The sequence below is a fragment of the Pseudoalteromonas sp. 31A1 genome (assembly GCF_011378815.1).
Taxonomy (GTDB): Bacteria; Pseudomonadota; Gammaproteobacteria; order Enterobacterales; family Alteromonadaceae; genus Pseudoalteromonas; species Pseudoalteromonas arctica.
Genome location: NZ_WTKY01000020.1, coordinates 40,064 through 53,111, shown reverse-complemented (window position 1 = coordinate 53,111; position 13,048 = coordinate 40,064). Strand labels below are relative to the sequence as shown.

Here is a 13,048-nt window from a genome sequence, read left to right as displayed (position 1 = left end):
AAGGGTTGGTTTTTATTTTTGGTTACATTCTTTTGTTTGATTGTTATGCGGGGCCGAATTATAATCGCCGCATTGCTGGCAAACTAATCGAAAGATTAGGGCGCAAAGTTTCCGGTCTAAGGCTTTTTATAAAGCTATGGTAGCGGGACTACTGCATAACGTGTTGTTATGTATCACTTGCCCTCAGTGTATTTTTTGTGTATCCATAGTGTATGGATAAGATTTTGTAACTCTTAAGGTGTTGCCGTGTTTATGCATACGTCGTTGGCCTGTGGAAAGTGGTCAACAATAGGTTGCTTAAATCATCATACCCAATTGTTTATTGGCGATGTGGTGAGTGTAACCTTTTATGACATGCAAGGAGAGCTAGTTAGTTTATCATTTGATTACAAAATCACCTCGCTTGAACAAGGTGAACCTCACGCATGGCCACGTTTAGTTGCCGAGCATATTAACGTGCATGTACCCCTTGTTAGCGCAGGTAAAATGACCGAACAAGGTTTAATTGTAGCCTATAGAAACAATGAAATTTTTGCTTTGCAAAGCAGTGGTATATGTAAAGCGCATGTCGATTTTCATTGTATTGCAAAATGCGATGAGCGTGTTGTTAATAACCTTGATACTTATGATTACGTGTACCCTGAAAATTGTGAAAACTATAATGCGGGTACAAAGGTATTGCAGCCAAAAACAGGGCATGTTTATCAATGTAGGCCTTGGCCATTTAATGAGTTTTGCCGCGCGAGTGACGATAAAAAGTTTATGTTCGAGCCCGGTATTGGACAAAGTTGGGCTATGGCTTGGCAGCAAATATAAGGCTGTTAGTGAATTATCTTCCCAAAGGTATAGCGGTTTTAGTAATGAAGCGTTTACCGTTTTAGCCCATCCAACTATTGGATGGGCTTTTTTATTTTTATGATAAACTGTAAATCACGTTATTTTTTTAATTGGTTTTGTTGTGTCTCGTCCTGACTATTCTTTAAGTTTATTACCTAATTTCCCGATTGCTAAACAGCAAGCCCATACATTAAGTACTCATAATAAAATACGCACTGATAATTACTATTGGATGCGTGATGACGATCGTCAGGATGAGCAAGTACTTGCTCATTTACATGCTGAAAATGCGTATTGCGATGAACAGTTAGCTGCAATGAAGCCACTCCAAAATACACTTTTTGAAGAGTTAAAAGCACGCATTGTAAAAGACGATAACTCGGTACCCGTTAAAGACGGGAAATACTGGTATCACTCAGAAGTTCGTGGTGATGATGAGTACTCTCGCCATTATAGAAGCACGAGCATAAGGGCTGATAATAAAGAGCTTTTACTCGATGTGAATATATTAGCTGAGGGATTTGAGTTTTTTGAGCTAGGAGAAGTCGCACTAAGCCCATGCGAGCAGCTTATGGCTTACTCTGAAGATACTGAAGGTCGTCGTATTTATAATGTTCGCTTTAAAAGCTTAACGACCGGTGAAATGCTACCTGATGTACTTGAAAATACAGAAGGGCAGGTTGTTTGGGCTAACGACAATAAAACTGTTTTTTATGTAAAAAAAGATTTAAAAACGCTACTAGGATACCAAGTATTTAGGCATGAGCTTGGCAGCGAGCAAAGCCAAGATGTAATGGTTTACGAAGAGCAAGACAGCAGCTTTTTTATGGGGCTTGGTAAAAGTCGCGACGAAGGCTTAATTATTATTGATTTAGCATCGACAGAGACCAACGATACATGGGTGCTTGATGCTAATAAGCCCACTGACGAATTTAAAGCATTAATGCCGCGTGAAGATGGCCACGAGTTTGACGTAGATAAGCTAGGTGACACATTTTATATTGTGACTAACTGGCAAGCTAAAAACTTTAGATTAATGACAGCAACAAACGAAACGATTGCTGATAAAACACAATGGTTTGAGCATACAGCTCACAGAGAAAATGTACTGCTTGAAGGTGTAGAGTTATTTAATGACTTTTTGGTATTGAGTGAACGCGAGCAAGGGCAAGCTCGATTCGTAGTTGTTAATAGGTTAGGGGATCGTATGGCACTTGAGTTTGCCGATCCTTGTTATTATGCTGCAATAGCAATGAACCCAGAGCCAGACACTCGCACTGCGCGTATTTATTACTCAAGCTTAACAACACCAGGTTCTTTATATGATGTTGATTTAGCAACTGGCGAAAAAACACTACTTAAACAGCAAAAAGTACTCGGTAGTTTTAATGCCGATGACTATCAGTCGGAGCGATTAATGGTAACTGCTCGCGACGGAGTTAAAGTACCTGTGTCTGTTGTTTATCGAAAAGACAGCTTTAAAAAAGATGGCACAAATCCGTTATTTCAATATGGCTATGGCGCCTATGGCTATACGATTGATCCTAGTTTTTCTAGTTCGTCACTGAGCTTGCTCGATCGTGGCTTTGTTTATGTTATTGCGCATGTTCGAGGCTCTGAAATGCTAGGTCGCGAATGGTATGAGCAAGGTAAAAAAGAGCATAAACAAAATAGCTTTAGTGACTTTATTGATGTGACAAAAGCGCTTGTTGATCAAGGTTATTGTGATAGCAATAAGGTGTTTGCCTCAGGCGGCAGTGCCGGTGGCCTATTAATGGGGGCGGTTGTAAACCAGGCACCAGAGTTATATTGCGGTGTTGGCTGTCATGTACCATTTTTAGACGTATTAACCACAATGCTTGATGAAAGTATTCCACTCACAACAAATGAATACGATGAATGGGGTAATCCAAATGAGCCTCAATTTTATGATGTGATAGAAGCTTACTCGCCTTATGACAATATTAGCGCACAAAACTACCCGAACATACTCGTTACTACTGGTCTTCATGACTCACAAGTGCAGTATTGGGAGCCTATGAAGTGGGTTGCAAAAATGCGTGAACTTAAAACAGACAGTAATATTTTAGTATTTAAAACCGATATGGATGCAGGTCATGGCGGTGCATCAGGTCGTTTTAAAAGCTTAGAAGAAAAAGCCCTCGAAATGGCCTTTTTTATTGCGCTGTTAAATTAACTGCAAAATCGGAAAATTGTATTACTCTATATATAGAAGTTGATATATATAAGGTAATTTATGTTTGGAGCACATGGCGAATTTCAGATTTGTTCACAGCCCCCTCATATGTATTTAAAATTGAAGGGGAGCTTTAACAATGAAGGTATAACATCATTAACTAATGGTGTTATTCAAGAATTGAGCACTCACCCTGAAAATACAATTAAGTTTGTGATTGTTAACTTAAAAGAGTTTGAACTGTTAACTTTAGATAGTCTTGATTCGTTAGAGGCCTATTTTGCGGGTGTAAAAGAACGTGGCTATCAACGAGTTGACTATATAAACATTAATATCATAGCTAAAAACATGTTTGAAAAAGTATGGAAAAATAGCGATGTAGAAGTTAATTTTTATAAAGATACTGAAAGCTATTTATTAGTGCATCCAAGTGATAGTTATATAAAACAGAACTGGTAATTAATATGAGTATTATAAACCGCTACTGAAGAGGGCTTATAATACTCTCTAAACACCCTTTATAGCGCCTTGAAAGGTTTAAGCAAATATCGTTTTTAAGTCTGACTTTATAATCGCCACTGTCAGTAGGCATCAGTTCGCAGATAGCTTGTTTTCTTACCAGCGTTGAGCGATGAATACGAATAAACCCTTCTGGCTCTAGCTGCTGTTCAATATTTTTCATGGTTTCGCGGTGTAATACCGGTGTACTACCTTGTGTAAAATGTAGCTCTACATAATTGCCAGCACCATTAATCCAAATAATATCTTTTATATCAATTAGCCTTACCTTACCTACATCTTTAACTACGATATGTGATGATGGTTTTTCGGTTTGTGTGCTTTGTTGATATTTACGCTCGGCCGCGCTTGCAATCGGGCAAAGGTGAATCAGTTTATCAAAGCATTTATCAATACGTGGTGCAGTTGAATCTACTATTAAAAAATCAACAGCGCCAACTTCAAAAGCAAAACTCGCAAAATGACCCGACTGGGCAATAATGACTAACTTAAGCTTTTTAGCGAGCTCCGTTAAATGCACTATTTGCATAGGGTCAGCCAGATTAGTTAGTTCGTAAAACAGTACGTTGTATTGATCTGTATCTATCTGATCTAACCTGTTTGCCTGAATAAAAGATTGAGATTCAAAGTGTCGGTGCTCTTGCACGCGCTTTGTTAAAAATGTTGCAAACTTAGTGTTACTAACAAAAGTTAATGCATGAAAAGAAGCGACCATTATTTTATATCTCTTGCTGTATATAATAATAAAGACCGTGCTTAGCGGAAAAACTGTTATGAAAAGTACAATATATTTATAAAATAATTGTGACGTACTAATTCATCCCATCAAACTAGCTATTCATACCAAAGATTACGCCTAATAAATAATGCCCGTAGAGGGTTTAAATAAATCCCCTTACTGTAATCCGCGAAGTAACTATTTAGTTACAAAAATAACAATTCAGGGGAATTATATGACATTAACTAACAAAGGTAGCGCGCGATTATTTAAAAAATCGTCGTTAACAGTTGCGCTAAGCAGCGCGATACTTGCAAGCTTTTCATTTCAAGGTGTTGCTGCAGAAGATGACGAAATTACTAAAATAGAACGTGTACAAGTTACAGGTTCTCGTATCAGCAAAGCGAAGCTTTCTCAACCAGCACCTATTGTAACAATTACAGCCGAAGATATCGCAAAAGGCGGCACCCCTGATTTGGGCAGTATCTTGGCTGAGTTACCGTCGATAGGCGCAACAGATACATTAGTTGGCAATAATGACAGTAATGCGGCAGCAGGCGTTAGCTCTGCTGATTTAAGACGTTTAGGGGCCGCAAGAACACTTGTTCTAGTAAATGGTAAGCGCCATGTAGCGGGTGCACCAGGTTCATCACAAGTCGATTTAAATACGATACCTTCAGCACTGATAGAAAGAATTGAAATTATCACAGGTGGTGCATCTGCTATTTATGGCTCTGATGCTGTATCGGGTGTTATTAATGTTATTTTGAAAGATAATTTTGATGGTTTACAATTTAATGCATCAGTTGGTAATTCAACAGAGGGTGTAGGTACTGAAAACCATAGCTTTAGTGTTGTAGCTGGGACAGATATTGCTGGTGGTAAAGGTAATATAACATTCTTCGCAGGCCAAGACAGAGTACGCCAGGTTTTAGCCAATGATTTACGGCAAACAAATGCTTATGGCACAGTAGATAACCCATTAAATACTGGTGAAAATGATGGTATTCCAGATCGTTTAACAGTGCCTAATGTGCTTTCTGAAAGAATAAGTGAAAATGGTGTAATTAATCCATTTGGCGATAGTGGAAGTATCTATACTTTTAATAATGGTGGTAGAGCTGAGTTAATGCCAGCACGGGAAGCAAGCGGTAGCTTTGCTTTTGGTAATTTCCCTGATGGTTGTGAATTTTGTGCTAATACACAAGATTATGAAAATGTATTACCAGAGCTTGAAAAGTTAACACTTGGTTCTACATTAAATTATAACCTTACAGATAATCATACATTTTATAGTGACTTTAAATTTGTGCGCACTGAAGTTGAGCAGCAATTTCAGCCATCTTTTGAATTCGGTGGTATTTTCATTGATGTTGAAGATAATCCATATTTAGATAGCAACCTTCGCCAGCAGCTGCTTAGTGAAGGTACTACTAGCGTTGAAATGTCTAAATTTTTTGGTGAGCTAGGAAACCGGAGCGCAGATAATAAACGTGAGTTATTTCGTGTTGTAACTGGGCTTAAAGGGAACTTCACTTTAAGTGAGACGGACGTTGATTATGATTTTTATTATGTTTACGGCCAAACAGATAATCGCCGAAAAACGCTTAATGATTTAATTCCAGATAATTTGGTTGCTGCACTTGATGCCGTGATTGATCCTGCTACAGGTGAAGCTGCATGTCGAAGTCAGGTACCTAGCTTACAAGGTGAAGGTTATAGTGATCCTGCTAGTGTAAATGGTGGCGCTTGTACTCCATACAATGCATTTGGCTTTGATCAAGCCTCAGCAGCTGCTAAAGATTATGTATCAGCAGATGTTACTCGTACAGATACAATTACCCAAGAATTTATTGGCGGCAGTATAACGTTTGATACAGGTGAGTTTTTTGAGCTTCAGGGCGGCGCAATTGGTTTGGCTACCGGTTTTGAATACAGAGAAGAAACTTCAGAAAGCATTACTGATGAGTTTACAAAAGCTGGATTCTTATCAAACGCGGCTACACCTGATGCATACGGTGAGTTTGATGTAACCGAAGCATTTATTGAAATCAACTTACCTCTATTAACTGATGTAGCATTTGCAAAAGAGTTAACTCTTGATGCAGCTTACAGAACAGCTGATTATTCTCATGCAGGTAACGCTGATGCGTGGAAAGTTGGTTTATTGTATCGCCCTATTGATGATGTTCGTATACGTGGTACCTATGGCCAAGCTGTTCGTGCACCGAATATTACTGAAGCATTTGATCCACAATCACCAGGCTTTGCTAATATAGCAGACCCTTGTGATGCTGATCGCATTAACGATAATCCAAATCGTGTAGCTAACTGCGCAGCACTAAATATAGATTCAGGTTTTCAAGCTAACGATAACGTAAGTGTAGATCTTATTAGTGGTGGTAACCCTAATTTAGAATCTGAAACGTCAACGTCATTAACAGCAGGAATTGTTTGGACACCAAGCTTTTTTGAAAACTTTTCATTAACAGTTGATTACTATGATATTGAAATTGAAGACGCAATTTCTTTTATCGCAGCGCAAAGCGTGATTGATAACTGTGTTGATGCTGCAGGTGGGCCAGATGCTGCGTTCTGTTCGCAAGTTGATCGTGATTCAGGTACTAATGATATTGCACTAGTTCGTTCTGGGTATTTAAATGCAGCATCAATAACAACAAGAGGTATTGAAGCTGATTTTGATTATGATATGAGCCTTACTGATTATTCATTAGAAGGTGATTTGAAGTTTAACTTATTTGTAAATCACCTGCTTGAGCTTGATGTTTTTGAATTCCAAAATCTTCCTGATACAGTAAATGTTGAAGACGGGGAAGTTGGAGACCCAGAGTGGCAGGCTCGCTTTTCTGCTGTATACAAGTACAACGACCTTACACTTAACTGGACTACTCGTTATACAGACCGCTCAGCGCGCTTTGATTTATCACCAGACGGTGATATTGAAGAGGATTTACAGCCTGGTTACGTCGGTTCTATTATAACGCATGACATCTCAGCAAGTTATAACGTACTTGATAATGCACGTGTAGATTTTGGCCTTCGCAATGTAACTGATAAGTTACCTCCAGCATATATTTCTGCTAGTGGTGGTAATGAAGCTATTTATGATGCTGTCGGTCGACGTTTTTTTGCTAATTTTAGTATTAACTTTTAATTTTAGTGAGCATAGCTCACTAAAATAATTAGCTAGATTTACGTTGTGCATCTTAAGTAAGGAAAGGTGCTTAACGTCAAATCCCCCCTGCTTTTGATTATTTTGATAGGGGCGATCAACTCGCCCCTATTTATACAAGCTGTCATTCAAAAGTGATTACTTTAGTAAGTTAGACTATTTAATTGAGTGCACCAAAAATTACCCATCTAAATAACCGCATGCTACGACCCTACCTTTTAATTAAATTACTTTATTTAGGCCATAACAGAATATCTAATAGTGTAGCCAAAATTAATTTTTACTATAAATTCAGAAGAAAATAAGCCATAAATTAGTATTTATTATGGCTTCATCTATTCAGAGTAAATAGACTTTTATTAGATAAAAATATGTGGCGAAAATCCTGATAAGATTCTTACTCACGAAGCTACTAGGCTGAAAAAGACTAAAATTGAATATATATTACATTTATTCAATGATATGAAACTAATGTGCTACTTATGGTGGTATATAAGCATTGTACCCACTTAAACCAAAAACAACGCCACTGGTAACAGGGGCGTTGTCTAGTATGGGGAGGTGGTTAATATAGTAACCGAATCGCTAAGTTATTTAACGATTTATCCCTATTTGTGGCCTTCTTCATTGAGGGCTTTTTTTTGCTAGCTTAGTCTAAGTAAGCCTTTAGCATCCAAACCAGTTTCTCTTGCTCTGAAATGTAATCGCTCATTAGTGAGGCTGTACCTTCATCGTCTGCATCACCAGCTTGAGTTAAAATATCACGCTGCATGTGAATTAATGTACTGTAACCAGCAAGTAGGTTCTCTACGGCTGTAACACCATCACTAATACCTTTAGCTTCTTTAATTTTACTTACTTCAAGGTAATCAGAAAATGCATGTAGTGGTGCGCCATCTAACGTTAAAATACGTTCTGCAACTTCATCTACTTTAAGAAGTAGTAAGTTATAAATCTCTTCAAACTTAACGTGTAGTTCAAAAAAGTTACGGCCTTTAATATTCCAGTGAAAACCACGCGCGTTCATGTATTGAATCTGGTAGCTACTCAATAATGTATTGAGTGACTTTATGATGTCTTCGCTTTTTGCACTGTTTAGACCAATTGCGTTTACATGTGACATAACTTGCTCCTTGAATAACCGTTGATTTGTGAACTTGTGAACTTGTGATAAGTATTACTAATTTCGATAAATTAGTAAAATCGTTTAAATGTATCTAGTTAATAGTTTTAACCTATTAGCTGTTTTTGATACCTATATTCACTTTAGACTATTAATAGAAGTGGGTCTGATTAATAAAAATACTACCCCTCAAAAGTAAATAAACCTCAAAAGTATATAAATCATGATCTAAAACAAACTTTATTCAAGGTAATAACTTAGCTATTTTTTTATTGATGCAGGTCAAAAATCATTCACCCTAACGGCGCATAATAATGTTGTCGAAATAATTAGGAGAGATAACATGCATGCAAAAACAGCAAAACAAAATAAAGCAGAGTTAATAGTGGTAGGAATTGCAGTCATCGCATTTGTACTTGGGTTAGTAGCGCACTTAGCGGGTGCAAGCTTTGCGAACTCAGATTTTTTTGGCTACATTGCGGCGCCGATTCCGCTTATATTGGCAGTGGTATTTTTAATTAGTTATAAAATAGCAGCCAATGCTGAGGATTAATCTTTCTCGTTTAAGCACTTTAAAATGTAATCGAGTACTTGGCGCGAGTAAATCATACTGGTATGGCTTAAATGAAACACTTTATGTTCGGCCATACCTTTAAGTTTGGTTTCATCTAGTAATACAGTGCCATCTGACTGGCTACCTTTGACTATTAAGGGCATAAGCCCAATAGGTAAATCGCCCGCAATACTGTAAAGCTTAGCTTTAAAAGGCCAATTACCATTTTTAGTGAGTAAAAATTCAACACTATTTTTTAAAAATGATTCAAACCCTTTTTGCTTCATTTTTTGCGCTATATGGCTGCCTTTATGTGGAGTACCCAGTGTAATTACCTTCGTAACATTCTGGCTAGCAGGGGAGTTTGCCTCTAGGTAAGCACGTGCAATAAGCCCTCCCATTGAGTGGCATACAAGCGCTGCCGGTTCGTTAGAAATACACTCATCAATTTGTGCAAATATGGTGTCGCGGTGAGGGTCGAGCGTATTATAGGTAATGTTTAATACCGTCATCCCCGATTCTTCAAGTCGTGAACAAAGTGGGCGCATAACAAAGCCAGACATATACAAGCCATGTAAAACAATAACGTGTTTAACTTTCATATGCTCCCTAATACCAATTTTATTAAAAACATGATCATTCTAGCGTATTAAATAATCCGCTACCTGCGTTAAAAATTATTTATATAGAACAACTATATGTCATAATTTTCGCCTTGTTATCGACTTATTTCCTTGTCGCTATAATAGATAACTAATTTAATGCAATTGGTATAACCTATCTTAGTTACATCAATTGCTGTGGTTTTATTTCAATATTGGTTGTATCTGTATTTACCCATACTTCACCATCTTGAATGGTAATGGCGAGCTTAATTCCACGATCAACCAAAGCAGCAAGTGCTTGTGTTGCTGCATAATCAAGGCTAAAAATACTTAGATTTTTAAATTCATACAATTTAGGTTGGTGTTTTTGCCACCAAATTGCTTGATTGTTTTCACCGTAAGTATATAGCACCACTTTTTTAGATTTATTACAGGCTTTTTTAAGGCGTTTTTCATCTGGTAAGCCAAGCTCAACCCACAGCTCTATCTCTTCACTATAGCTTACATGCCAAAGTTCAGGCTCATCATCAGCGCTTAATCCTTTAGTAAATTCTAAACCATCACAGCTATTTAGCGCAAAAGCGAGTAAGCGAATCATCAACCGTTGATCTGTTTCTGAAGGGTGTTGAGCCAAGGTTAAATTAAAATCTTGATAAACGTGGCGGTCCATATCGCTAAGCGATAACTGCACTTTCATAATGGTGGATTTAAGAGCCATAACAACTAATCTGAAAAAATTTGCGTCAGTATAGCGCAATTAAATGAATTGCCAGTTAAAATAGCGGTTAATTATACGTTAGGAGTTAAAAATGGCTATCCAGTGGTTCCCTGGGCGCATGAATTAACCTCCACAGCGCTCCTCATTCATGTTAAAACAATAGTAAAAACATTGATTTAACCTGCGTTCATTCCGGGTTTGTCCAGTGTTATCTTGTTGCTTCCACTGCTTTTAGTACCCATGGTAGTACCCATGAGGTTGTATTTTATATATACTAGCCTCAATCATCACTGTGGAGCTTATTATGGCCAGGCCTGTAGTTCGTCTAACGGATAAAAAAATAAAATCAATTACTAGTACAGGCAAAGAGCAAACGCTTTCTGATGGTGGCGGTCTTCAACTGCGGGTTTTACCCAGTGGGACTAAATCTTGGCAGTTTAAGTTTAAAAACCCGATTAGCGGAAAGTTTAATAGGATGCCTTTAGGTTTATACCCTGCTTTATCACTTGCTAATGCCCGTATTAGAGCACTTGAATGCCAAGAGCAACTGGTGCAAGGCATTAACCCAAAAGCTCAAGAACAGAATGAAAAACAAGCTGAAAAACAAGCTGAAAAACTTAAGGCTGAAAATACATTAATTGTTGCCGCGCAGCATTGGCTTGAAATCAAGAGGACTAAAGTTACGGCAGCTCATGCACAAAGAATATGGCGAACTTTGGAGATTTATATATTTCCAAAGATGGGTGATTTACCCTTAGAAGCTATAAATAGACGTAATACATACGATTTGATAAGACCTATAGAGATAGATGGAAAGCTCTCGACTGTAAAGCGTATTTGCGAAAGTTTGGGTCAAATTATGGATCACTATGTAAATATTGATGTTCTTGATGTCAATCGATTAGCAAAAATCGGAAATATGTTTGCTAAAAAGAAAGAACAACATATGGCGACGATTAAACCTGAAGAGCTTCCTGATTTTTTAATAGCTTTAAATAGCTCTAAAACCATACAAAACCAAACTAAGTTATTAATTTTGTGGCAACTACACACTATAGCTCGCTCAAAAGAAGCAGCTAGAACCAGGTGGGCTGATATTAATATCGAAGAAGCTGTTTGGGTTATTCCGGCAAAAGAGATGAAACGCGGAACAACTCACCGAGTCCCTTTAACCCCAACCACTTTAGCAATACTAGAGCAAATGAAACCATTGAGTGGTGGCTATGAGTATGTATTTCCAAATAAACGTAATATACAAAGCCATGCAAACCCCCAAACGGTCAATAATGCTATAAAGAAAAGCTTGGGTTATAAAGATAAGCTGATGGCTCATGGTATGCGCTCCATAGCCTCTACAGCACTTCATGAACATGGATATGATTCATTAGTCATAGAGGCCTGCTTAGCTCACAATGATGAAAATAAAACAAGAGCTGCATATATGCGTTCAGACTTTCTTAAACAACGTAGGCCTATAATGAGCTGGTGGAGTGAGTTTATAGAGAATTCATCTCCAATTAAAAAACAAGGACTTACATAATTATGATGTAAGTTTCACTCAGTTTTTTAACTTTTTATGTGCTTCTTCTATGAGTAGTTCTATAGTTTCATTTAACTTGAGCCGCTCTGCTTTGGCTAACTCTTTAAGCTTTTTTTTCACTTCAGTCCGAAGCATGTAATTAGATGATGATCTTCCCTCGTTTTCATTTCTATATTTACGCTGGGAATAAGCTTTTCTAATTTTCAAATTTAGATTTTCAGCAATCTCTGGGTTTGTTGTCATGTGTAAAGTATCAAAAAAGTACATTACCCCTGATGCTTTTTCCTTTAACTCAAGACCCAGATGTAAGCTTGGTTTATTTTTATGTAAGTCTTGAAACTCTGCCACTCTGGCTTGCATCAGTTTGTCAGTTGCAGTAATTATGTTGCGGTCTTTATAACTCTTTATGTAGCTAATTATCCAGTTCAATTGATCATCATCTTCACTATTAATCCATTGATTACTATTAAATACAGAGCCGTATGCATTAACAAATAAATCAAAATCTGAGTCGTTTTTTTCTGCTCGATTTGAAAATTTTCTTTTATTATGTAACACAAAATTCTTGTAATTTATACAATCTAACAGCGTTTGAAGATGTAACAGAGGATTAGTAAAAGTCAAAGAATCTGGGATAAGATTCCTAAGAGAGGCATAGGAGTTATAACAACAGCTGAGTAAGTAATTTACGAACCTAAAATCAGACTTCTTATTATCCTCAAGCTGATCGATGATTGGGTGGCTAAATCTGTGTTTTTTATACATGTCTAAAGCTGCGTTCAAGTCACCTATTTGGAACTGATAAAGCTCTTGATGTAGGTCTTTAACGTGGATGTTTTGAGAGGCTTTAGTTTGACGGTAATCGCCAATTAAGTAGATATATAAAAACAAGGCCTTTCTATAGTCTGTCTTAAGCTCGCTAATGATTTCATGCTGATTCACTAATATCACTCCGTAATTTGTTGTCGTTTTTGTAGTGGGTTATTAATGTTTTCTTAGTTTCTTATTGGTGTTTTATTATAGTTAAAAATATAGGTATTTTTGT

11 protein-coding genes and 1 riboswitch are annotated in these 13,048 nt (G+C 37.3%); of the genes, 6 read left to right on the top strand and 5 right to left on the bottom strand.

Going from position 1 to position 13,048, the window contains the following annotated elements; translation table 11 throughout:
• The first annotated feature begins 67 nt into the window (after positions 1-67).
• A riboswitch (cyclic di-GMP riboswitch) is annotated at positions 68-156 on the top strand.
• A gap of 96 nt (positions 157-252) precedes the next feature.
• The 3 genes from GQR52_RS16520 (at position 253) to GQR52_RS16510 (ending at position 3,493) form a co-directional block, all read left to right on the top strand.
• Entirely contained in the window at positions 253-816 is a 564-nt protein-coding gene (locus GQR52_RS16520) for a hypothetical protein (protein ID WP_024589489.1), read from the top strand.
• Between the two features lie 142 nt (positions 817-958).
• The gene (locus GQR52_RS16515; protein WP_165729131.1) at positions 959-3,034 is read left to right on the top strand and encodes a S9 family peptidase; all 2,076 of its coding nucleotides are present in this window, start codon (positions 959-961) and stop codon (positions 3,032-3,034) included.
• Positions 3,035-3,094: 60 nt separating this feature from the next.
• Positions 3,095-3,493 (top strand): hypothetical protein, encoded by a 399-nt coding sequence (locus GQR52_RS16510; RefSeq protein WP_007579808.1) that lies wholly within the window; start codon positions 3,095-3,097, stop codon positions 3,491-3,493.
• A 22-nt stretch (positions 3,494-3,515) separates the two neighbouring features.
• Here the strand turns inward: GQR52_RS16510 and GQR52_RS16505 are convergent, their stop codons facing one another.
• Entirely contained in the window at positions 3,516-4,268 is a 753-nt protein-coding gene (locus tag GQR52_RS16505) for a response regulator transcription factor (protein WP_165729130.1), read from the bottom strand.
• 238 nt (positions 4,269-4,506) lie between these two features.
• On the opposite strand from GQR52_RS16505, the gene GQR52_RS16500 reads away from it, so the two are divergent.
• Complete coding sequence (locus tag GQR52_RS16500; RefSeq protein ID WP_165729129.1) at positions 4,507-7,446, top strand: TonB-dependent receptor; 2,940 nt, start codon at positions 4,507-4,509, stop codon at positions 7,444-7,446.
• A 667-nt stretch (positions 7,447-8,113) separates the two neighbouring features.
• Here GQR52_RS16500 and GQR52_RS16495 read toward each other — a convergent pair.
• The gene (locus GQR52_RS16495) at positions 8,114-8,587 is read right to left on the bottom strand and encodes a Dps family protein (protein WP_165726624.1); all 474 of its coding nucleotides are present in this window, start codon (positions 8,585-8,587) and stop codon (positions 8,114-8,116) included.
• Between the two features lie 343 nt (positions 8,588-8,930).
• Here GQR52_RS16495 and GQR52_RS16490 point away from each other — a divergent pair, with 343 nt between their 5' ends.
• Entirely contained in the window at positions 8,931-9,140 is a 210-nt protein-coding gene (locus GQR52_RS16490; RefSeq protein ID WP_007579816.1) for a hypothetical protein, read from the top strand.
• Here the strand turns inward: GQR52_RS16490 and GQR52_RS16485 are convergent.
• Both GQR52_RS16485 and GQR52_RS16480 read right to left on the bottom strand, forming a co-directional pair.
• Complete coding sequence (locus tag GQR52_RS16485) at positions 9,137-9,742, bottom strand: alpha/beta fold hydrolase (protein WP_010554854.1); 606 nt, start codon at positions 9,740-9,742, stop codon at positions 9,137-9,139. The genes GQR52_RS16490 and GQR52_RS16485 overlap by 4 nt on opposite strands.
• 184 nt (positions 9,743-9,926) lie before the next feature.
• Positions 9,927-10,463 carry a YaeQ family protein gene (locus tag GQR52_RS16480; protein WP_165729128.1) on the bottom strand — a complete coding sequence of 179 codons (537 nt, stop codon included), beginning with the start codon at positions 10,461-10,463 and terminating at the stop codon, positions 9,927-9,929.
• Between the two features lie 304 nt (positions 10,464-10,767).
• Here GQR52_RS16480 and GQR52_RS16475 point away from each other — a divergent pair, with 304 nt between their 5' ends.
• Positions 10,768-12,003 carry a tyrosine-type recombinase/integrase gene (locus tag GQR52_RS16475; RefSeq protein ID WP_165729127.1) on the top strand — a complete coding sequence of 412 codons (1,236 nt, stop codon included), beginning with the start codon at positions 10,768-10,770 and terminating at the stop codon, positions 12,001-12,003.
• Between the two features lie 18 nt (positions 12,004-12,021).
• Here the strand turns inward: GQR52_RS16475 and GQR52_RS16470 are convergent, their stop codons facing one another.
• Positions 12,022-12,945 carry a hypothetical protein gene (locus tag GQR52_RS16470; protein ID WP_165729126.1) on the bottom strand — a complete coding sequence of 308 codons (924 nt, stop codon included), beginning with the start codon at positions 12,943-12,945 and terminating at the stop codon, positions 12,022-12,024.
• Between the last annotated feature and the right edge of the window lie 103 nt (positions 12,946-13,048).